Source organism: Micromonospora sp. DT53 (assembly GCF_049841535.1).
Classification (GTDB): domain Bacteria; phylum Actinomycetota; class Actinomycetes; order Mycobacteriales; family Micromonosporaceae; genus Micromonospora.
The window spans coordinates 615,310-636,765 of sequence record NZ_JBNCKM010000002.1; the positions used below are offsets into that span (position 1 = coordinate 615,310).

Here is a 21,456-nt window from a genome sequence, read left to right on the forward strand (position 1 = left end):
CGACCCGCGCGGCGCGACCCGCGCGGCGCGACCCGCGCGGCGCGACCCGCGCGGCGCGACCCGCGCGGCGCGACCCGCGCGGCGCGACCCGCGACCGTGCCCAGGCACACGCCAACCCCCGCCGGTCTTGTCGCCTCCAGACCTGCGGACTCCCGTTGATCGACTCGGCTTCCTGAAAAGCGGGGGGTAGCACCGGCCCAGACACCGCGACTTCATGAAAACCGAGTCGATCTCGACCGGGCGACACGCCAGCTCGGATGGGTGGTCGCGTCGGTAATTCGCTGGATGCGGCGGGCTGGGGAGCGTAGGGTTGCAGCCCCGCTTGACGGCCGAGGTGAGCTGCACCGGAACGGACGTCTTCGCGCCGGGCGGCCGGCCATCCGCCCCCGGACACGCGAGCGCGCAGCAGATGTGAACGATGGGACGTCAGCATGCCCGCACTTGACCTCGACACCGACCTCGACGCGGACCTGACCGCCGAACGCGCCCACCTCACCACCTCACGGGCGGAGCTAGCTCGGATGCGGGCGAGGGCCGAGTCTCTCTTCGCCACAGGTGACCAGGTGGCCGGCGACGCGTACGCGGCGGAGACGCTCGGCCGCACCCTGGCCCGCCGGGTAGCCGAGCTGGCCGACGACCCGACCACTCCGCTCTTCTTCGGCCGCCTCGACTTCGCCGACGCCCCGAACACCGGGACCGCGAACAGCGGGACCACGAACACCGGGACCGCGAACAGCGGGACCGCGAACAGCGGGACCGCGAACAACAGAACCGCCGACGGCAGGCCCGCGAACGACCCGACCGCACCCGACACCAGCGGTGATCATCACGGGCGGCGCTATCACGTGGGGCGGCGGCACGTCACCGACGAGCGCGGCGAGCCGTTGGTGCTGGACTGGCGGGCGCCGGTCTCGCGCTCGTTCTACCGGGCCAGCGTGCGGGATCCGCAGGGGGTGGCGGTCCGGCGGCGGTTCGGGTTCAGCAACGGCGTGCTGACCAGCTTCGAGGATGAGCGGCTGGATCGGGGCGAAGAGCTCGGCACGACCAGTCGGATCCTCACCGCCGAGATCGAGCGTCCGCGCGTCGGGCCGATGCGGGACATCGTGGCCACGATCCAGCCGGAGCAGGACGAGCTGGTCCGGGCTGATCTCGCCGACTCGATCTGTGTGCAGGGCGCACCTGGTACGGGAAAGACGGCGGTGGGCCTGCACCGGGCCGCGTACCTGCTCTACCTGCACCGGGAGCGGCTGCGGCGGGCGGGTGTGCTGATCGTCGGACCGAACCGGGCGTTCCTGTCGTACATCGCGGCGGTGCTGCCGGCGCTCGGCGAGGTGGAGGTCGAGCAGGCCACGGTGGAGGAGTTGATCTCCCGGGTGCCGGTCCGGGCGGTCGAGGCGCCGGCGGTGGCCGCGCTCAAACACGACGTACGGATGGCGAGCGTGCTGCGGCGCGCGGTGCAGGCGCAGATCGGCACCCCGACCGAGTCGATCACCGTGTCGGACGGTTCGTTCCGCTGGCGGATCGGGCTGGAGCCGTTGCACCGGATCATCGAGGAGACCCGCCGGGAGGGGCTGCCGTACGGCACGGGTCGGGAACGCGTCCAGGCGCGGGTGGTGAGCCTGCTGCAACGGCAGGCCGAGGCGCGGCGTGCGGAGTCGCCCAGCGATGCCTGGCTTCGTCGGATGAGCCGCTGCCGGCCGGTGCTCGACTTCCTGGACGCGGTCTGGCCGGCGCTCACCCCGGAAGGGCTGGTGCACGGCCTGTTCTCCGATCCGGTCCGGCTCGCCGCCGCGGCGGACGGGCTGCTCAGCGACACCGAGCAGGCGCAGCTCACCTGGGTCAAGCCGGCCCGCACCCCGAAGGCGACCAGGTGGACCGCCGCCGACGCGGTGTTGATCGACGAGGCGACCGGGCTGTTGGAGCGGCTCTCCGGGTTCGGGCACGTGGTGGTGGACGAGGCACAGGACCTCTCCCCGATGCAGTGTCGGGCCATCGCCCGGCGCAGCGAGCACGGCTCGGTCACGCTCCTGGGCGACCTCGCCCAGGGCACCGCGCCGTGGGCGGCGACGGACTGGCGGGAGTCCCTTGCCCACCTGGGCAAGCCGGACGCGGTGGTGGTCCCGTTGACAGTCGGTTTCCGGGTGCCCGCCGCGGTCGTCGCGTTCGCGAACCTGCTGCTCCCGGCGCTCGCGGTGAACGTACCGCCGGCCGAGTCGTTGCGTCACGACGGCGGCCTGGACGTGCGGACGGTGACCGACCTGACCGCGGCGACGGTGGCCGAGGTGCGAGCGGCGCTCGCGCACGACGGCTCGGTCGGTGTGATCGCCGCGGACGACGCGGTCGACGGCCTGCGGGCGGCGCTGGCCGAGGCCGGCGTCGAGACCGCGACCGCCGACGACGTGGCGGCCGCGGAGCGGGTCACAGTGGTGCCGGCGACGCTGGTCAAGGGCCTTGAGTACGACCACGTGGTGGTGGTCGAGCCGGCCGCGATCGTCGCGGCCGAGCCACGCGGGCTGCACCGGTTGTACGTGGTGCTCACGCGGGCGGTGTCCCGGCTGGCGGTGCTGCACGTCGCGCCGCTGCCCGCCCCGCTCGTGGCCGGGTCAGCCGGCTGACAGGGCCGCCGCGATCTCCCGTAGCGGGCGGCCGGAGTCTGCCAGCGGCACGTGGAACGACAGCCACGACCCGTCGGCGAAGTCGATCCGCAGCCGCTTCCAACTCAGACGGTATCTGCCGAACCGGGCGGCGACCGTCGTGCGCGGCACCGACCCGAGCAGTTCGATGTCGGTCTGCGCCCGCTCGTCCGCCGCCGAGCTGGAGAGCAGCCCCACGGGTGCTGTCGCGCCGAGCAGCAGCCGCTGATCGGTGACCCCCAGCACGAGGGTCCGCACGCCCGAGCCTTTCGCCGCCACGGTCAGGGCATGGTGCAGCACGGATGCCTGGGAGCCCGGGTCGCCTCGACCGCCGACCCCGAAGAAGAGCCAGTCGACGGCGTTGTCCGCCCGATCGAAGGTGATGGTCGGGGACAGCACGTTGAGCAGGACACCCAGCACGCCCGGCCCGCCCGTGCCGGCTGGCGCCGACGGTTGCGGGGGCGGCGCCGGGGTCAACCCTCCGCCCGCTCGAACCTGGGCCACCGTGTGCACCCGCTCGTCGGCCGGTATCAGCCGGGTGATCCCCTCGACGTGCCGTGCCCGGCTCTCGTCGGCCGTCATCGGTGCCCCTCGTGGTCGTCGAACGGCTGGACCTCCAACACCGGCACGGACCCTCCCCAGTGGCCTGTGCGGCGGATCAGTCGCCGCGGCTCCCCACCCTAGGCACTGCTCGCCGCGAAAGGGTGTCACGTCCGTGACGACGGGGTCACCCGCCTCGACTTTGTGCCGTAAAGTAGTTTGCGTGAACCTCGACGATGATTCACCACCCGCCGACGCGGCGGCGGCGCTCCGGCTGATCCAGGACCAACGGTCGGCGACGGCACGCCGGCTCGATCCCGATGCCCGCCTGCTCTACTGGCCGTGGGGTGTGGCCTGGCTGGTCGGCTTCGGGCTGTTCTTCCTGCGATTCTCCCCAGGTGATCGGGCGCTTGTCGACCTGCCGAGCTGGCTGCCGCTGACCGTCCTCTTCGCACTGCTCGTGGTTGCCGGAGCGATCCAGGCGGTGGTCAGCGTGCGGGCCTACGGCCAGGTGACAGGTGACTCCGCCCGGCGTGGCAAGTGGTACGGGTACGCCTGGGCCCTCGGTTCGGTGAGCATCTACGCGGGGCTGGGCCGAATCTCCGAGCACCTGCCGCACGACCGGGCGGCGCTGCTCTGGTCGGCGACCGCCGTCGGACTGACCGGCGCGCTGCACATGGCCGGTGGGGCGGTCTGGCTGGACCAGGACCTGTTCCGGCTGGGCGTCTGGATCAGCCTGATCAACCTGGTCGGGGCGTTCGCCGGGCCGGGCTGGCACCCGCTCATCGTGGCGGTGGCCGGCGGCGGCGGAATGCTGGTGGCCGGCGCGATCGCCCGGCGGCGACAACGACAGCGACAGCAGCCGTGACCGAGCTGGATCCGGTCATCCACGCGCAGGCCCGGCTGCGGGTGGTCGCCAGCCTCTCCGCCCTCAACGTCGGCGACAGGATCGCGTTCCCCCGCCTCCAGGAGTTGCTCGCGATGACCGCCGGCAACCTCTCGGTGCACCTGCGCAAGCTAGAGGAGGCCGGCTACGTGGAGATCAGCAAGACCCATCATGGACGCACCCCGGCGACCCTGGTCCGGCTCAGCCGGCGAGGCCGGCTGGCGTTCGAGGAGTACACCGAAACTATCCGCGCCCTACTCGACCCCACCACGTCGAAGGAGCAGTCATGACCCTCGCCCGCGCCGACCAGGCCAGCCGCCGGTACGGCGACGTCCTCGCCCTCGACCGCGTCGACCTGGAAGTCCGGGCCGGTGAGCTGGTCGGCCTGCTCGGGCCGAACGGTGCCGGCAAGAGCACCCTGATGAACCTGCTGGTGGGCCTGCGCCGTCCCACGTCGGGGCGGGTCGAGCTGTTCGGTGGCGACCCCCGCGACCCGGCGAGCCGGCGACAGATCGGGGTCACCCCGCAGGAGACCGGCCTGCCCGGCACGCTGCGCGTCGGCGAGGTCGTCGACTTCGTCTCCGCGCACTACCCCGACCCGGTGCCCCGGGCGGAGTTGCTCGACCGGTTCGGCCTCGCCGACCTCGCCCGACGGCAGACCGGCGGGCTCTCCGGGGGGCAGCGCCGCCGGTTGGCGGTGGCGATGGCGTTCGTCGGCCGCCCCCGGTTGGTGCTGCTCGACGAGCCCACCACGGGTCTGGACGTGGCCGCCCGGCACACCCTGTGGGAGGCGATCCGGGCCTTCCACGACGACGGTGGCACCGTGCTGTTGAGCAGCCACTACCTGGAGGAGGTGGAGGCGCTCGCCCACCGGGTGGTGGTCATCGGGCAGGGCCGGGTGCTCGCCGACGACAGCGTGGACGCGGTGCGCGGCATCGTCGGCGTACGCCGGGTCAGCCTCGTCGCCGACCACCTGCCCGAGCTGCCCGGGGTCGTCCGCACCGAACGGGTGGACGGTCGGCTGCACCTGCTCACCACCGACGCCGACGAACTGGTCCGGGCGCTGGTCACGGCCCAGACTCCGTTCGCCGACCTGGAGGTACGGCCGACGTCGCTGGAGGAGGCGTTCCTCGCCATCACCAGCGGGGACGCGCCCAGCGGGGGTCCGGCGACCAGCCAGGGCCAGCCCACCACCGCCGCTGCCGGCGGCCAACCCACAACCGTCTGAGGAGTCGACCGTGCAGCTCGCCCTGGTCCACGCCCGCTACCAACTCCTGGAGATCATCCGGATTCCGGTGGCCGTCGTCGGCAGCGCCTTCTTCCCGGCCGCCGCCATGATCTTCTTCGTGGTGCCCTTCGCCGGCGACGATGCGGCCGGCGCCACCTTCGCCACCGCGTCGATGGTCACCTTCTCGGTGATGAGCGCCAACATCTTCCAGTACGGCGTCGGTGTGGCCGAGGACCGCGACCAGCCCTGGAACCCGTACACCCGGACCCTGCCGGCGGGGTCGGCACCGCGATTCGCGGGCCGCGTGCTGGCCGGCCTGGCGCTCACCTACCTCTCGTTGATCCCGGTAGTGGTGATCGGCGCGACACTGACCGCGGCCACTGTCACCCCGGCGGCGTTCCTGCTGACCGCCGTCACCGTGGCCGTCATCTCGGTGCCGTTCACGCTGATGGGTCTCGCCATCGGCTACTCGCTGCCGAGCAAGGCGGCGATCGTGGTCGCGCAGGTCGTCTTCCTACCGCTCGCGTTCGGCGGCGGTCTGCTCTCCGCGCCGGACGACGCACCCGGGTTCATCCAGACGATCGCACCGTTCCTGCCGACCCGGGGAGCGGCCGAACTGATGTGGGCAGCGGTCGGCGACTACTCCGTCCGACCGTTGACGATGATCATGCTCGGTGTCTGGGTGGTGCTGCTCGCCACGCTCGCCACCTGGGCGTACCGGCGGGACGAGGGTCGCCGGTTCAGCTGACGATTCGTCCGTTTCCGCCCCGGGCGACAGCGGGACGATGCCAGGATTCCGGCAGGGGGCCGCCGTGGCCACCCGGGCCGAGAGGGGTCTTGACGTGAGCACCGTCCCGCCGGGTACGCCCTGCTGGGCCGACCTGGCCACCCCGGACCTGACCGACGCCCGGCGCTTCTACCCGGAGCTGTTCGGTTGGACCGGCCAGGTCACCCCGGAGCCCGAGGCGGGCGGCTACACGGTCTTCCTGCTCGACGGTAAGCCGGTGGCCGGCGCCGGCCCGCCCGCGATCCCGGACCAGGTGCCGATCTGGTCGACGTACCTCGCCACCGACGACGCCGAGCTGGTCGCCGGGCGGGTGGAACGGGCCGGCGGGCAGGTCGTCGTACCACCGTTCGAGGTCTTCGACAGGGGTTGGATGGCGGTCTTCGCCGACCCGGCCGGCGCCACGTTCAGCGTGTGGCAGCCGCTGGCCATGGCCGGCGCCGAGGTGTTCAACGTGCCGGGCGCGATGAGCTGGAACGAGCTGGTCACCCCCGACCCCGAGGGCGCGAAGGTCTTCTACGAGCTGGTGTTCGGGTGGCAGCCGGACGACCAGGCGGTGGGCGCCATGACGTACACCGGGTGGCGGCTCGGGACGCAGATCGTCGCCGGGATGATGCCGCCGCTTGCCGACGACTTCCCGGCCGACCTGCCCGCGTACTGGACTGTGTACTTCGCGGTGGCCGACGCGGACGCCGCGGCGGCCCGCGCCTCCGAGCTGGGCGGAACGATCCTGGTCCCGCCCCGCGACATCCCGGCGGGCCGGTTCGCCGCCCTCCGCGACCCCCAGGGCGCCCTCTTCTCCGTCATCGACCTGGGCCCCTGACCCGGCCACCCGACCCCGCAGGCTCAGGGGCGGGTGGGGCGGACGGGGACCACCAGGGGGCCGTGTGTACCGGGGACCACCCGGACACTGGCCCGGTAGTGGGTGGCCAGCAGCTGCTCGGTCAACACCTCGGGCGGAGTCCCGGCGGCCACCACCCGACCGCCGGCGAGCATCACCATCCGGTCGGCGTACTCACCGGCCAGGGAGAGATCGTGCATCGTGGCCAGCACGGTCAGGCCGTGCTGGCGGCGTAGCTGGTCGACCAGTTCGAGCACGTCCTGCTGGTGCCCGATGTCGAGCGCGCTGGTCGGCTCGTCGAGCAGCAGCAGCGTCGCGCCCTGGGCGAGCGCGCGGGCGAGGAACACCCGCTGCCGTTCGCCGCCGGAGAGGGTGGCCAGTTCGCGACGGTGGAAGCCGGTGAGGTCCAACCGCCCCAGCACCTCGTGCACGGCTTCGATGTCCGCGGTCGACTCCCGGCCCAGGGTGGGGATGTACGGGGTGCGGCCGAGCAGCACGTAGTCCAGTACCGACATGCCGGGTGGCACCACCGGGGACTGTGCCACCGTGGCCACCACACGGGCCCGGTCCCGGCGGCGCAGCGCGGCACTCGGCGTACCGAACAGGGTGATCGCTCCCGGCGCGGGCAGCAGGCCGCCGACGGCGCGCAACAGGGTCGACTTGCCGGCGCCGTTCGGACCGATCACGGTGACCCACTCGCCGGCGGCGACGGTGAGGTCGACGCCGGTCAGGATCGGCGTGCCACCGAGGTCGACGTGCAGCCCGCGCACCTCGACGGCCGGCACACCCACGGCCGGCACGCCGACGGCGGGTTCGCGGCTCACGTGAGCACCCGCCGGGCGGTCCGCAGCACGAGGACGAAGAACGGGCCGCCCAGCAGGGCGGTCACCACTCCGATCGGCACCTCGGACGGAGCGGCGGCGGTGCGGGCCACCACGTCGGTAAGTGCCAGGAACGCGCCGCCGAACAGCAGTGACATCGGCAGGATCACCCGGTAGCTGGAGCCGGCGAGCAGTCGGACGGTGTGCGGCACGATGATGCCGACGAAGCCGATCAGCCCGGTCGCGGAGACCGCCGCCGCGGTGCCCAGGGAGGCGGCGGCGATCAACAGGTAGCGGGTGCGCTGCGGGTGCAGACCGAGGCTTCTCGCCTCGTCGTCGCCGAGCGCGAGGACGTCCAACTCGCGGCGGTGCAGCAGCACCACCACAGTGGTCAGCGCGGCGTACGGCAGCACCAGCAGCACGTCGTGCCAACCGGCGGTGGCCAGCCGGCCGAGCAACCAGGAGTAGACCGGCTGGATGCTGTCGGCGTGTCGTTGCAGGAGGTACGTCTGACCGGCGGACAGGAACGCGGAGACCGCCACCCCGGCCAGGATCAGCATCGCCGGTGACCCGCGTCGGCCTCCGGCCGCGCCGAGCACGTAGGTCATCGTCACGGCCAGCAGGGAACCGGCGAACGCGGCCAACGGAACGGTCATCGGCAGCCCGGAGAGCGTGCCCTGCTGGCCGGCGCCGCCGAGGGCGATCGCCGCGGTGACCGCGAGGCCGGCGCCGGCGGCCACACCGAGCAGGTACGGGTCGGCCAGCGGGTTGCGGAACACGCCCTGGTAGCACCCGCCGGCCATGGCGAGCAGGCCGCCGACGAGCAGGCCCAGCACCACGCGGGGTAGGCGCAGCTCGGTGACGATCGCGATCTCGCGCTCGGTCAACCCGCTGTCCAGGTGCACCCCGGGAAACAGGTTGAGCAGCTCGGCGGCGACGCTGCCCGGGGGCAGACTCACCGGGCCGAGCGACACCCCGACGACGAGCGCGACGAGCACCGCGACCAACCCCGCGACCAGCCAACGTTTGCGCAGCCCGGCGGGCCGGGCCCCAGACAGCAGCCCGGCGGGCCGGGCCGCGGACAGCGGCTCGGTCACCGACGGACGACGGTCACGCGGGCACCTTGGCGACCGCGTCGATGATGACCCGGAGCAGGTCCACGACCCGTGGGCCCCAGCGGGAGGCGATGTCGTCGTCCAGGGCCACGACCTGGTTGTTCTTCACCGCGGTGAGGCCGGCCCAGCCACTGCGGGCCTTGACCGTGTCGGCGCTCTGCTGGCAGCACTTGGCGTCGGCCAGGAAGACGAAGTCCGGGTCGGCCTTGACCACGAACTCCTGGGACAGCTGCGGGTAGCCGAAGTCCTTGCCGTCCGCGTCGGCCGGGTCGGCGATGTTTGTCAGACCGGCCTGGCTGTAGAGCGAGCCGATGAAGGTCTTGCTGGTGGCGCTGTACAGCTCCGGGCCCAACTCGTGGAAGTAGGTGAGCTTCTCGGCGCGCTGCGGCAGGTCCTTGACCAGCTTGGCGATGTCGTCCTTCATCCGGGTGGCGACGTCGGTGGCCTGGTCGGCGTGCCCGGTCAGCGTGCCCAGCTCGGTGATCTGCCGGTACGAGTCGTCGAGGGTGACCGCCGCCGGGGTCTGGTACACCGGGATCTTCAGCTTGCCGAGCTGATCGACGATCTTGTTGCGGTCGTCGGAGAGCACCACGAGGTCCGGGTTCTTACCGGCGATCGCCTCGGCGTTCGGCTGGAAGGCGGAGAGGTCGGTCTTGGGCGCGTCGGCCGGGTAGTTCGACTGGTCGTCGACGGCTGTCACCTGCGGGCCGGCACCGATCGCGAAGAGCATCTCGGTGGCGGTGGGCGACAGCACGACGATCTTCTCGGGACGCTTGTCGAGGGTGAGCGCGCCGACGGTGACCGGGTAGGCGGCGGCCGCGGTGCCGGTGCTCGGCTTGTCGTCGGCCTTCTCGGCGCAGGCGCCGAGGGCGAGCGCGGTGACCGCGAGGGTCGCCGCGAAGAGCCGAGGGGTACGTCTGAACATGGGGGCCTCCTGTCGGTCGAGGAGTGTGGTGCTTCGCCGACAGGGACTTCCGTACGCCCGCCCACGAGGCGCCCTTCCTCGAGAGCGCGTTTCGCGACCGGTCCGCAGGCGACCTGGCTCGTCCCCACCGACAGGTGGGGCATCACAGTTGCGGGACAGCGCCGGGATGAGCACCGGCTTCGCTGCGGACTTGTCGGTAAGACGGTAGCGCACCGCCCCGACGTGCTGGATCGATCAAGGGTTGATCGACGACGCGCGATCGGTGGCCCGTCGCGCGTCGAGGGATATGTCCCGGATCTGGAGGGTCGGGAACGGGTGGTGGGGCCCCGCCGGGGCGGGACGGGGCCCCACCCGATCAGGAGGAAGTGATGGTGACGTTGTCCACAGCCGCCTCCACCAGGCTGGCCCCGGACGCGTCAGCCGCCTCGACGAGCACGCGGACCGACTGGCCGGCGTACGGGGTGAGGTTGAGGTTGGCTACCGCCCAACTCCCGTTGCGGTTGCTGGCCGCGCCGGCCTGGGTGAGCAGCGCGGTGGTGCCGCCGTTGTGCACCACGCTCACCCGCAGGTAGTCCGCCGACGAGGCGTTCGAGCCGTGCGCCAGGTACCAGGCGAGCGACAGGGTCAGCGTGCCGGACGACGGCAGGGTCACCGCCGGGGACCTGGCGCTTGTCACGCCGCCGTCGACGTCGTAGTCACCGGCCGCCGAGCCGGCCAGCCGGCCGGTGACCAGGTCGTTGGATCCGGCGTACGGGGTGAGCTGCTTGGCTCCGGAGGACGTGGTCGCCTGGGCGGCGCCCCGTTCGAACGCGCCGAGGGTGGCGGTGTCGGTGCCGCCCGGGTTGATGGTCCAGCCGGTGGCGGTCTCGAAGGTGTCCGACCAGACAGTGGTGCCGCCACCACCGCCGCAGTACTGCGCCTGCTTGCCGATGGCCCGGTACGGGCAGTCGGCGTACTCGCTGAGGATCAGCACCGCCTCCCGGTTGCGCGAGGTCTGCGCTCCGATCACCTCGTCGGGCGGGTAGAAGCCCCCGCCGCCGGAGGAGCCCGGGTACATCTCGAAGGTGTAGGCCCAGATGTTGTGGGTGGCCCACATCCAGTCGAGGCTGTCCCCGTCGGTGATGTAGAGGTCGCTGGACTGCTCAGGCGTGTAGTTGTTGGTGGCCGCCATCTGCTGGCCGATGGTGGCGAAGGTGTTGTACTGGTCCGCGTTCAGGCCGGTGGCGGTGTTCGCCGTGGTGTAGCCGTACGGCCAGAGCACCAGCTCCGAGTACGTGTGGAAGTCGATGTTGGCCTTGATCTGCTGCACACCGCCGACCACCCGGCCGTTGACGAAGTTGCGCAGCGCCTGCGTCTCGGGCGCGGAGAACGCCGACGGGCCACGGTAGGTCTCCGACGAGGTGGTGCCGGACGAGCCGCCGCAGCATCCCCAGTTGTAGCCCCAGTTGCGGTTCAGGTCGGTGCCCACGTTGGACGAGCCGCTGTTGGGCTGCCGGTTCTTGCGCCAGGATCGGTACGAGCCGGTGGCGATGTCGTACTCGCTGCCGTCCGGGTTGACCGTCGGCACGATCCAGATCTCCCGGCCGTTGACGATGTTGGTGATCCGGGAGTCACTGCCGTAGCTGTCGGTGAAGAGGTTGAGCAGGTAGATCGCCATCTCGACGGTCAGGTGCTCGCGGGCGTGCTGCTGGGAGTTGAACAGGATCTCCGGCTCGTTCTCGTCGGTGCCGACGTTGTCGGAGATCTTCACCGCCATCAGGTCGCGGCCCTCGTACGACGAACCGATGCTGATCTTGCGGGCGATCGCCGGGTGGTCGGCGACGACCTGGTTCACGACGGCTGTCAGTTCCGCGTAGTCGTGGTAGTTGGAGTCGGCCGGCGGGAAGGCCATGGTGCCGATCTCGCCGGCGCCGCGCTCGGCGTTGGGCGGCGGGGCCAGCGGTTCCAGCCGGAAGCCGAGCTTGCCGATCGCGGCGGCCTCGCCCGCGGTGGCCGAGATGTGCAGCACCCCATGTTCGGAGTAGTCGATGGCGGCCCCGGTGCGGGCCACCGCGTTGCGGTCGGCGAGGGTCCGGGGCCCGAGCACCCGGTAGCTGGCCGCGGCCGGCTCGGCGGTGCGGTCCGGGGCCGGCCGGGCGGCGACCGGACCGGCGGCGACGGTGACGATGCCCAGCCCGGTGACGACAGCGAGCACCAGGACGCGGCGGAGGGGGATGGGCGTGCGGAGGGCCATGGACTACCTCCTCGATGGGCGGGAGATCCCGCTCGGTGAAGGACACTTCACCATCTGTCACATGGTCATATCAATATTGATCGCTGCCTTATGCATCCCAGGTGGATCATCACGGCGGCAATGATTTTCCACCTATCAACATCTGGCGAAACTTCCCTCCAAGCGGAAAACTGACGGGCGACGATGCCCCCTCGACACCGCGGAGCACCCATGGCCAGATCCCGCCTGCGCGCGGCCACCCTCGCCGGCGTCACCACGCTCACCCTGCTCACCAGCGCCGCGCCCGCGCTGGCGGCACACCCGCCCGCCCCCGCCCACGACGAGCAGATCACCTACCAGGACTGGTCCGGGCCCGCCGACTGGCACCGGGGCAGCCAGGCCGGCACCCGCGTCGTGCCCGGCGCCCGAGCGGGCGTCACCCTGGCCCGCCCGGCCGGCACCATCGAGTACGCGGACCCGCACACCGGCGCCACCCGCACCTGGGAGTACGGCACCTGGACCTCGCCGGTGACCCGGATCGGGTTCGACGCCACCGAGCTGATCGCCTCCTGGAACGCGGAGACCCCCGCCGGCACCTGGATCCAGGTGGAGATGCAGGGCAACTACACGAGCGGCGACCAGACCCCGTGGTACGTCCTGGGCCGCTGGGCGTCCGGCGACACCGACATCAAGCGGACAAGCGTCGACCGGCAGGGCGACCCCTGGTCGACGATCTGGACCGACACCTTCAGCATCGACGACGCCGCCGCCGGGGTGCTGCTGCGGTCGTACCAGCTCAAACTGACCCTCTACCGTGCGCCCGGGCAGAGCGCCGCCCCGGTGGTCCGGATGCTGGGCGCGATGAGCTCCACGGTGCCGGACCGGTTCACCGTGCCGCCGAGCGCCGGACACATCGCCTGGGGCCGGGAGCTGCCGGTGCCGCGCTACTCGCAGAACGTGCACGCCGGTCACTACCCCGAGTACGACGGCGGCGGCGAGGCGTGGTGCTCGCCCACCTCGACCGAGATGGTGATCGAGTACTGGGGCCGCAAGCCGTCGACCGCCGACACCTCCTGGGTGGACCCGACCTACCCCGACCCGACGGTCAACCACGCCGCACGGATGACCTACGACTACGCGTACGACGGCGCGGGCAACTGGCCGTTCAACACCGCGTACGCGGCCAGCTTCCCCGGGCTGGAGGGCCGGGTGACCCGGCTGCACTCACTCGACGAGCTGGAGCGTTTCATCGCCGCCGGCATCCCCGTGGTGACCAGCCAGTCCTTCCTCGCCAGTGAGCTGGACGGGGCGAACTACGGCACCTCGGGCCACCTCTTCGTGGTGGTCGGCTTCACCGCCGACGGCGACGTGATCGTCAACGACCCGGCCTCGTCCAGCAACGACGTGGTGCGCAACGTCTACAAGCGTGCGCAGTTCGAGCAGATCTGGCTGCGGACCAAGCGCACCAACGCCAGCGGCGGCGTGTCCGGCGGCTCGGGCGGCATCGCGTACCTGATCAAGCCCACCACGAAGCCCTGGCCCAAGCTCCCCGGCTCCACCAACTGGTAGGCCCTGCGCGGTTGATCATGAAGTTATTGCCCGACTACTCGGCGTGTCGTGACAATAACTTCATGATCAACGCGGGGAGTCTGGGGTCTGGGTGGGGGGCTGGTCTTCGCCGGCCAGGGCTGAGCGGAGGCGCTCCTTCTCGGTGCGGCGGCGCTCGGCTGCTTCGGCGATCTCCGCGGCCATCTCGTCCCGCCAACCACGCAGCAGGAAGAAGGAGAGCGCGGCGGAGAACACCAACGCCAGCATCAGCTTCAGGAACACGTTCATGTCGACCAGCCAGAGGCCCGCCAGCACGGCGACGAACAGCCCGATCCGGCCCAGCGTGTACTTGAGCGCGGCGCTCACCTGCACCACTCCGTTCTCTCCGTCGCCCGCCACTGCCGGCGGAAGGATCGAACCGCCCGGCGGGCGGTCATGCTCAGCCGGTCCGGCGGGCCAGCCAGCGGACGCCCGGGAACCAGAGGACCGCGTACGCCACGGTGAACGCCCCCGCCGCCAACGCGCCGGACAGCAGCGGCGGCAACCCCGCGCCCAGACCGGCGATCAGCAGCCCCACGAACACCCCGACGGCGGCGGCGACCACCGCCGCCAGCACCCGGGCCGCGCCGAACTCCCAGGCCCGGAAGTCGTCCCAGAACAACCAGGCCGGCAGGATCACCGCCAGCCAACCGTTTGTGTGCCCGAAGTCGCCGGCACCGATCGAGGCGAACGCCCAGTCGAACAGCACCAACGCGAGCACACCGATGACCAGGCCGGCCAGGCACACCCCGAGCAGATCGCCCAGGGTACGGATGCGCCCCTCGGCGTCCCGGCGGGGAAACCCGCCCTGCTGCTCAGGTCCTCGTTGCTCGGTCATCGACTGCGAGGGTACGTGGCGGCTCAGGCCCAGACCTGCTGCGGCTCGGCGCGCCGCTCGGCCAGCGACGGGGCCTTGTCGTACTCCCGGACCACGTTGTAGCGGGTGTCCCGCTCGACGGGCTGGAAGCCGGCATCCCAGATCAGGTGCAGCAGGTCGTCGCGGTGCATGGTGTTCGGGGTGCCGTACGAGTCGGCGTCGTGCGTGATCTTGTATTCGACGACGGAGCCGTCCAGGTCGTCCACGCCGAAGTTCAGCGAGAGCTGCGCCACCGACAACCCGTGCATCACCCAGAAGTTCTTCAGGTGCGGCACGTTGTCGAAGAGCAGCCGGGAGACGGCGAACGTCTTCAGCGACTCGGCCGGCGAGGCCATCGTGGTGCGCGCCTGGATCCGGTTACGGATCTTGCCGTCCGCCGAGTCGACGAAGTCGTGCTGGTAGCGCAGCGGGATGAAGACCGCGAAGCCACCGGTCTCGTCCTGCAACTCGCGCAGCCGCAGCACGTGGTCGACGCGGTGCCGGGGCTCCTCGATGTGGCCGTACAGCATCGTCGCCGGGGTCTTCATGCCCTTGCTGTGTGCCAGGGCGTGGATGCGCGACCAGTCTTCCCAGTGGCAGGCATGGTCGACGATGTGCTGCCGGACCTCCCAGTCGAAGATCTCCGCGCCACCACCGGTAAGCGACTCCAGGCCGGCGTCCATCAGCTCGTCGAGGATCTCGTCGGCGCTCAGGCCGCTGATCTTCTCGAACCACTGCACCTCGGTCGCCGTGAAGCACTTGAGCTTGACGTTCGGCAGCGCGGCCTTCAGCTCGCGCAGCACCTTCGGGTAGTAACGCCAGGGCAGCGTCGGGTGCAGGCCGTTGACGATGTGCAACTCGGTGAGCTGCTCGTCCTCCATCTCCTTGGCCTTGCGGACCGCCTCGTCGATGCGCATCGTGTACGCGTCCTTCTCGCCCGGCTTGCGCTGGAACGAGCAGTACGCGCAGGACGCCGAACAGACGTTTGTCAGGTTGAGGTGCCGGTTGACGTTGAACATCACCCGGTCGCCGTTCAGCTCGGTGCGCTTGTGGTGCGCCAACCGCCCCAGCCAGGTCAGGTCGTCGCTCTCGTAGAGGGCGACCCCGTCCTCCCGGGTCAGCCGCTCACCGGCGTACACCTTCGCTTCGAGCTCACGCTTGAGTCCGGCGTCCATGGCACGTCCCTTCCACCTGCGGTCCGGATCGAGCGTACGTCGCCGTGCCGACGGGCCCGGCGGCACGGTCGCCGGCAGCGACCCACTTCACCAGACTCTCAGCCTCCCGTAACCCGGCAACGCATCGACATGAGTGGCGAGGTGCGGTAGTAACAAGGTGGGGCGGAACACACACACTGGTACCGTCCCGGCGGTCGCGCCCACCGAGCGCGGCGACGAGCGGTTGAACGGGGAGCGGCATGGTCTACAGCGGGCGCGGGCGACGGCAGCGACGACGGAGCCCGGTGATCTCGCCGGTCCTGCGTCCGAAGCTCTGGGCCGCCCTGCTCGGCGCGATCGCCGCGGCCGTGTTGGCCACCCCCGTGTACGCGGAGCCCGGCGTGCCGACCACCGTGCCGGACACCGGCTCGCGCCCGGCGGTCACCGGCTCGCTTCAGCTGCCCGGCGGCGTACCTGCCGCCGGCGTGCCCGCCCCGCCGGTGGTCAACATCGGCAACGGCCCACTGGCCACCGCGATCTCCGCCGGCGAGGTCCAGGTCGGCGCGCTCGGCGAGGCGTTGCTGGTGAGCCGGCAGAAACGCGTCGACGCGCAGGCGCAGGTCGACGCGGCCGGCAAGGCGCTGGCGACCGCGCAGGACGCCCTGCTCCGAGCCCAGCAGACGGCCGACACCGCCGCCGCCGAGGCCATCAAGGCGGCTGCCGCGCTGCCGCCGGGCGACTTCGCCCAGGAAATCCGCGGGCTGAGCCGCCTCCAGGCGATCACCCGGGGCGAGAAGGTCGACGGCGGCACCACAGGAGTGGCCGGGGAGCTGTCCCGGGCCCGTGCCGGTGAGCAGACCGCCTACCAGAAGCACAGCGAGGCCAAGGATCTGCTCGCCGCCGCCGAGACGGAGTACACGGCGGGTGAGACGGCGCTCCGCACCGCCGAGGCGAGTCTGCTCAAGCTGCGCCGGGACAACGCCGCCGCGCTGATCGAGATCGAACGCCAGCAGGACGCCGCCGAGCAGCAGATCGGCTCCGGATACGTCTCCAACCAGAGCATCAGCGGCATGGCCGCGCACCCCCGGGCACTGGCCGCGGTCCGGTACGCGCTCGCCCAGCGCGGTGACCCGTACAAGTGGTCCGAGGAGGGGCCGGACGAGTTCGACTGCTCCGGCCTGATGTGGGCGGCGTACCGGTCCCCCGGCGCCGACTACTTCGACCTGCCCCGGGTCTCCCGGGACCAGTACGCCGCCACCCGTGGCCGCACCGTTCCGCAGAGCGCGCTGCTCCCCGGCGACCTGCTCTTCTTCGCCTCGGGCAGCAGTTGGACGACGATCCACCACGTCGGCATGTACATCGGCAACGGCAAGATGGTGCAGGCCCCCACCACGGGAGACGTCGTCAAGGTCTCGGTCGTCCGCTGGTCCCGGCTGTATGCCGCCACCCGGGTGATCGGCGCGGTGCCGGCACCGGTCGTGACTCCTCCGGCCCCGCCCGTCTCGACCCCGAAGCCGACGCCGACGCCCACCAAGACCACCAAGCCGACGCCCACGCCGACGCCCACGAAGACCACCAAGCCGACGCCCACGCCGACGCTGACGACCACCCCGACGCCCACCCCGACCGGCAGCACCACGCCGAAGCCGTCGAACACCCCGAGCAGCACTCCGACGACCACGCCGAAGGCCACCGCGAGCGCGACGGCCAGCACGTCTCCGACGACCACGCCGAAGGCCACCGCGAGCGCGACGGCCAGTCGCAGCGCGACGGGCAGCCCCAGCACCACGGGCTGATCCGCCACGGCCGCTCCGGCTGTCCGCTCGGCAAGATCTGTGGCACGGTGACAACCAGGCACATCCGACTCGACGTCACGGGTCCGGGTGCGAGCATGGCGCGGAGGGCGGAAATGGCCGAGCAGAGACTTCCGGCGGAGACTGTCGACCCCCTGGTCGACCAGGCCGGCCCACCAGGGCCGGAAGCCGCCGACCCGGTGGCCGCCAGCGAGGCCAGCCCCGCTGACGCCAGCCCGGCCGACAGCAGCGCCAGCCCGGCCCACAGCGACGCCAGCCCGGCCGACAGCGGCACGGCGGCGGTCGCCGCGGACGCCTCGACCGACGCCGTTTCCGGCGGCACGGACGTCTCTGGGACGGCCGCCGAGGAGTCGGCAGTTGTCGACGCGCGCCAGGGCCAGGCCGCCGCACCGGTACGCGCACGCGCCAGCGTCGTGACCGCCGGGGCTCTTCGCAGTGACCTACCGGTTAGCGCTCCGGTCACCGCAACCACCTACCGTGCGACCGGCTCGGCCAGCCCCGCCGGTACGTCTCGTGCCACCGCCCCAGCGGCTCCCGCCGACGTGTCGTTGCCGGGGCAGCGCAACGACTCCCCCGCGCCGGCCCGGGCCAGCGCCACGGTTCCGAGCGGCAGCCGGGGCACGGCCGATGCCCTGGGCACCCCCGACCTTCGCGAGAAGTCGCCTGCCGTCTACCGAGCCGCGCCGGTGGGCGTCGAGCCGGAGCCGGCCCAGCCCTCCACGCCGTCGAATCCGGAGCCGGAACCCACGCCACCCGGTCCCGGGCCGACGCAGCCGTCGCCACCGGAACCGGAGCCCGCGCCGGCGCCGGGTCCGTACCCGCCCGGTCCGATTCCGACGCCGGGCCCCCGACCCACGCCGCCGCCCGGCCCGGTTCCGCCCGTGCCGGGCCCGCCCATCCCACCGCCCTCGCCGGTGCCGCCCATCCCCGGCCCGCCGTCGCCGCCCGTGCCGAGCCCGCCGCTTCCGCCACCCGGTCCGCCGGTGCCCGCACCACCAGCCCCGCCCGGCCCGATGCCGGCACCGCCGTTTCCGCCGCCGCCGGCGATGACCGACACGCCCGGCGTACGGGCCAGCGCGTCGGTCTCCGCACCGCCGGCCGGGTGGCCGTCCACCGGTGGGGCGACCCGCCCGACGTCCGGCGGCGGATGGGCCGGGCCGGCTGCCTCCGCGTCGCCGGTGGTGCCCGCGCCAGCGCTGCCGAGCTGGCCACCGTCCACCGCCGGGGCTCCTTCGTCGGCCCGGAGCAGCACCGGAAACTCCCGACTGACCGCGTCGCCGAGCGGGCCACCGGCTGGTTCCCCCGGACGGGACGCGGCTGGTTCTCCCGGACGGGACGCGGCCGGTTCTCCCGGACGGGACGCGGCTGGTTCCCCCGGACGGGACGCGGCCGGTTCTCCCGGACGGGACGCGGCCGGCACCCGTGGTGGGCGGCACGACGGCGGCTCAGACCTGGCCGGCACCGTCTACGGCAACGGCGAGGGGGCCGGCTTCACCACGATCGCGATACCCGCCAACGCGGTGGAGACGTCCGGGTCGTTGACCGGGCACATCCTGGCCCAGGGCTGGGCCGACACGCCGGCCGAGCGGTCCAGTAACACCCGGGTGATGATCGTCCTGGCCGCCGCTCTGGGGCTGCTGGTGGCGATAAGTGTTCTGGTCGTCCTGCTGGCCAGCGACGCCCTGGACGGTCTGGTGGGCAGCGTGCTCAACGGGTGAGCCAGCGAGTGGTAACGATGGTGAGTCCGCCCACTACCGTCGGACAACCGGCTGGCGGCTTCGCCAGACCGCCGTACACTGGCTGAGATCACTGACCCGGCGCGCGTGGTGTGCGCCCCTGGGCGATCTTGCGGGCGATCCGGCGGTACAGCCGCGGCAGGCCATCGCGAAGATGCGCCCCGCTCGAAAGGTTTTTGTTGACCACCTCTGCTGACCCCAGCACCGTTTCGTCCGTTTTCAACTCAGTCCCGGCGACCGACGCCGCTCGGGAGCAGCTCGACGTTCCTCCGAGCGAGGCCGGCACCGCGCCGGCAGCGACAGTCACCCCGCAGGCCGAGCCCGTGCCGACGGAGACCGCCGAGCCGATCAGCTTCGCCGCTCTCGGCCTGCCCGAGCCGCTGGTTCGCGCACTGGCGCAGCAGGGCATCACCAGCCCGTTCGAGATCCAGCGGGCCACCGTTCCGGACGCGCTCGCCGGCCGTGACGTGCTGGGCCGTGGGCAGACCGGTTCGGGCAAGACACTCGCCTTCGGTCTGCCGATGATCGCCCGGCTGGCCACCCGCAACCGGGCCCGGCCGATGCGTCCGCGCGCCCTGGTCCTGGTGCCCACCCGCGAGTTGGCCATGCAGGTCAACGACGCGCTGGTGCCGCTGGGCAAGTCCGTCGGCATCTTCCTCAAGACCGCCGTCGGCGGCGTTCCGTACGACCGTCAGATCGACGCGCTGCGCCGCGGTGTGGAGATCATCGTGGCCACCCCGGGCCGGCTCGGCGACCTCATCGAGCGGGGCATCTGCCAGCTCGACGAGGTCGAGGTCACGGTGCTCGACGAGGCCGACCAGATGGCCGACATGGGCTTCCTGCCCGAGGTGACCGATCTGCTGGCGAAGACGCCCGCGAACAGTCAGCGGCTGCTCTTCTCGGCCACCCTGGACGGTGACGTCGACGCGTTGGTCAGGCGGTTCATGACCGACCCGGTCACCCACTCCACCGCGCCGTCCACCGCCTCGGTGTCCACCATGGACCACCACATGCTGTTGATCCCGCCGCACGAGAAGTTCCCGGTGGCGGCCTCGATCGCCGCCCGGGACGGCCGGACCATGGTCTTCGCCCGTACCCAGCTCGGGGTGGACCGGCTGGTCGAGCAGCTCGCGGCCGTCGGCGTACGCGCCGGTGGGCTGCACGGCGGCAAGACCCAGCGGATGCGCACCAAGACGCTCGCCGAGTTCCGTGAGGGCCGGATGAACGTGCTGGTCGCCACGGACGTGGCGGCCCGGGGCATCCACGTCGACGGGGTCACCCTGGTGCTGCACGTCGACCCGCCGAAGGACCCCAAGGACTACCTGCACCGTGCGGGGCGTACCGCCCGGGCCGGCGAGTCGGGCGCGGTCGCCACCCTGGTGCTGCCCAAGCAGCGCCGCACCACCCTGGCGATGATGGAGAAGGCCGGCGTCGCGCCGGCCGAGACCCGGGTCCGGGTCGGAGACGCGGCGTTGGCCGAGCTGGTCGGCGCGCGCGAGCCCAGTGGCGTTCCGGTCCGCGTCGAGGCGGAGCCCCGCGGCTACGGCGACCGCTCCGGCGGCTCGCGCCGGTACGACGACCGGTCCGGGGGTCCTCGTCGGTTCGGTGACCGCACGGGAGGCGAGCGCCGCTTCGGCGACCGTCCGCAGGGTGACCGGCGCTTCGGCGACCGGCCCACCGGCGAGCGCCGCTTCGGCGACCGACCGCAGGGTGACCGCCAGTACGGCGACCGCCCGCAAGGTGACCGGAGCTACGGCGATCGGCCCAGCGGCGAGCGCCGCTACAGCGACCGCCCGCAGGGTGACCGCCAGTACGGCGACCGCCCGCAGGGCGAGCGCGGCTACGGCGACCGCCCGCAGGGCGAGCGGCGCTACAGCGACCGGCCGCAGGGCGAGCGACGCTACAGCGACCGCCCGCAGGGCGAGCGGCGCTTCGGCGACCGCCCGCAGGGTGACCGGGGCTACGGCGACCGCCCGCAGGGTGAGCGACGTTTCGGCGACCGGCCCACCGGCGAGCGCCGCTACAGCGACCGCCCGCAGGGTGACCGCCAGTACGGCGACCGGCCGCAGGGCGAGCGCGGCTACGGTGACCGCCCGCAGGGTGAGCGGCGCTTCGGCGACCGGGACGCCCGGGGTGGTTTCCGCTCGGAGAGCCGGGCCCGGGACGACCGGCCCCGCGACGACCGGCCCCGCGAGGACCGCCCGCGTGACGATCGGCGCGGTTTCGGCGGGCGACCGCCGGCGCGTACGCACTGATTGATCCACCGAACGCCGTCGTGAAGCCCAGGCTTCGCGGCGGCGTTCGCGCATGCCCTGCCGATGCCG

18 protein-coding genes and 1 riboswitch are annotated in these 21,456 nt (G+C 72.2%); of the genes, 10 read left to right on the forward strand and 8 right to left on the reverse strand.

Annotated features, from left to right (window positions below):
* The first annotated feature begins 431 nt into the window (after nucleotides 1-431).
* Entirely contained in the window at nucleotides 432-2,615 is a 2,184-nt protein-coding gene (locus ACLQ3B_RS08685) for an AAA family ATPase (RefSeq protein ID WP_425778976.1), read from the forward strand.
* On the opposite strand, the gene ACLQ3B_RS08690 is transcribed toward ACLQ3B_RS08685, so the two are convergent.
* Nucleotides 2,604-3,215: a hypothetical protein gene (locus tag ACLQ3B_RS08690; protein ID WP_425778977.1), complete on the reverse strand. Its 612-nt coding sequence runs from the start codon at nucleotides 3,213-3,215 to the stop codon at nucleotides 2,604-2,606. The two genes, ACLQ3B_RS08685 and ACLQ3B_RS08690, sit on opposite strands and share 12 nt — an antisense overlap.
* 181 nt (nucleotides 3,216-3,396) lie before the next feature.
* Between ACLQ3B_RS08690 and ACLQ3B_RS08695 the strand changes: the two genes are divergently transcribed.
* From ACLQ3B_RS08695 to ACLQ3B_RS08715, 5 genes are all read left to right on the forward strand, one after another.
* Nucleotides 3,397-4,041: a transporter gene (locus ACLQ3B_RS08695; protein WP_425778978.1), complete on the forward strand. Its 645-nt coding sequence runs from the start codon at nucleotides 3,397-3,399 to the stop codon at nucleotides 4,039-4,041.
* Complete coding sequence (locus ACLQ3B_RS08700; protein WP_425778980.1) at nucleotides 4,038-4,349, forward strand: transcriptional regulator; 312 nt, start codon at nucleotides 4,038-4,040, stop codon at nucleotides 4,347-4,349. The genes ACLQ3B_RS08695 and ACLQ3B_RS08700 overlap by 4 nt, the downstream gene beginning before the upstream one ends.
* On the forward strand, nucleotides 4,346-5,287 hold the full coding sequence (locus tag ACLQ3B_RS08705) for an ABC transporter ATP-binding protein (protein WP_425778982.1): 942 nt from the start codon (nucleotides 4,346-4,348) through the stop codon (nucleotides 5,285-5,287). The genes ACLQ3B_RS08700 and ACLQ3B_RS08705 overlap by 4 nt, the downstream gene beginning before the upstream one ends.
* 10 nt (nucleotides 5,288-5,297) lie before the next feature.
* Complete coding sequence (locus tag ACLQ3B_RS08710) at nucleotides 5,298-6,035, forward strand: ABC transporter permease (RefSeq protein ID WP_425778984.1); 738 nt, start codon at nucleotides 5,298-5,300, stop codon at nucleotides 6,033-6,035.
* Between the two features lie 94 nt (nucleotides 6,036-6,129).
* Complete coding sequence (locus tag ACLQ3B_RS08715) at nucleotides 6,130-6,894, forward strand: VOC family protein (protein ID WP_238668717.1); 765 nt, start codon at nucleotides 6,130-6,132, stop codon at nucleotides 6,892-6,894.
* A 23-nt stretch (nucleotides 6,895-6,917) separates the two neighbouring features.
* Here ACLQ3B_RS08715 and ACLQ3B_RS08720 read toward each other — a convergent pair whose 3' ends face one another.
* From ACLQ3B_RS08720 to ACLQ3B_RS08735, 4 genes are all read right to left on the reverse strand, one after another.
* The gene (locus tag ACLQ3B_RS08720; RefSeq protein ID WP_425779845.1) at nucleotides 6,918-7,703 is read right to left on the reverse strand and encodes an ABC transporter ATP-binding protein; all 786 of its coding nucleotides are present in this window, start codon (nucleotides 7,701-7,703) and stop codon (nucleotides 6,918-6,920) included.
* Nucleotides 7,704-7,732: 29 nt separating this feature from the next.
* A complete protein-coding gene (locus ACLQ3B_RS08725; RefSeq protein ID WP_425778986.1) occupies nucleotides 7,733-8,830 on the reverse strand; it encodes a FecCD family ABC transporter permease in 1,098 nt (365 codons plus the stop codon).
* A 13-nt stretch (nucleotides 8,831-8,843) separates the two neighbouring features.
* Complete coding sequence (locus ACLQ3B_RS08730; RefSeq protein ID WP_425778988.1) at nucleotides 8,844-9,773, reverse strand: ABC transporter substrate-binding protein; 930 nt, start codon at nucleotides 9,771-9,773, stop codon at nucleotides 8,844-8,846.
* Nucleotides 9,774-9,859: 86 nt separating this feature from the next.
* Nucleotides 9,860-10,001: riboswitch (cobalamin riboswitch) on the reverse strand.
* 127 nt (nucleotides 10,002-10,128) lie between these two features.
* Nucleotides 10,129-12,006, reverse strand: a complete 1,878-nt coding sequence (locus ACLQ3B_RS08735; RefSeq protein WP_425778990.1) for a M14 family metallopeptidase — start codon at nucleotides 12,004-12,006, stop codon at nucleotides 10,129-10,131.
* Nucleotides 12,007-12,216: 210 nt separating this feature from the next.
* Here ACLQ3B_RS08735 and ACLQ3B_RS08740 point away from each other — a divergent pair, with 210 nt between their 5' ends.
* A complete protein-coding gene (locus tag ACLQ3B_RS08740; protein WP_425778992.1) occupies nucleotides 12,217-13,554 on the forward strand; it encodes a C39 family peptidase in 1,338 nt (445 codons plus the stop codon).
* Between the two features lie 66 nt (nucleotides 13,555-13,620).
* On the opposite strand, the gene ACLQ3B_RS08745 is transcribed toward ACLQ3B_RS08740, so the two are convergent.
* The 3 genes from ACLQ3B_RS08745 to mqnE all read right to left on the reverse strand — a co-directional run bounded on the left by ACLQ3B_RS08745 (nucleotide 13,621) and on the right by mqnE (nucleotide 15,603).
* Nucleotides 13,621-13,899 (reverse strand): DUF4229 domain-containing protein, encoded by a 279-nt coding sequence (locus ACLQ3B_RS08745; protein ID WP_425779847.1) that lies wholly within the window; start codon nucleotides 13,897-13,899, stop codon nucleotides 13,621-13,623.
* Between the two features lie 73 nt (nucleotides 13,900-13,972).
* Nucleotides 13,973-14,410 carry a hypothetical protein gene (locus tag ACLQ3B_RS08750; RefSeq protein WP_425778994.1) on the reverse strand — a complete coding sequence of 146 codons (438 nt, stop codon included), beginning with the start codon at nucleotides 14,408-14,410 and terminating at the stop codon, nucleotides 13,973-13,975.
* A gap of 23 nt (nucleotides 14,411-14,433) precedes the next feature.
* Entirely contained in the window at nucleotides 14,434-15,603 is a 1,170-nt protein-coding gene (gene mqnE / locus ACLQ3B_RS08755) for an aminofutalosine synthase MqnE (protein ID WP_124815231.1), read from the reverse strand.
* A 239-nt stretch (nucleotides 15,604-15,842) separates the two neighbouring features.
* Here mqnE and ACLQ3B_RS08760 point away from each other — a divergent pair, with 239 nt between their 5' ends.
* From ACLQ3B_RS08760 to ACLQ3B_RS08770, 3 genes are all read left to right on the forward strand, one after another.
* Nucleotides 15,843-17,378, forward strand: coding sequence for a C40 family peptidase (locus ACLQ3B_RS08760; RefSeq protein ID WP_425778996.1), 1,536 nt, complete (start codon nucleotides 15,843-15,845; stop codon nucleotides 17,376-17,378).
* 113 nt (nucleotides 17,379-17,491) lie between these two features.
* Nucleotides 17,492-19,114 (forward strand): hypothetical protein, encoded by a 1,623-nt coding sequence (locus tag ACLQ3B_RS08765; RefSeq protein ID WP_425778998.1) that lies wholly within the window; start codon nucleotides 17,492-17,494, stop codon nucleotides 19,112-19,114.
* Nucleotides 19,115-19,311: 197 nt separating this feature from the next.
* Entirely contained in the window at nucleotides 19,312-21,387 is a 2,076-nt protein-coding gene (locus ACLQ3B_RS08770; protein ID WP_425779000.1) for a DEAD/DEAH box helicase, read from the forward strand.
* Nucleotides 21,388-21,456: the final 69 nt, after the last annotated feature.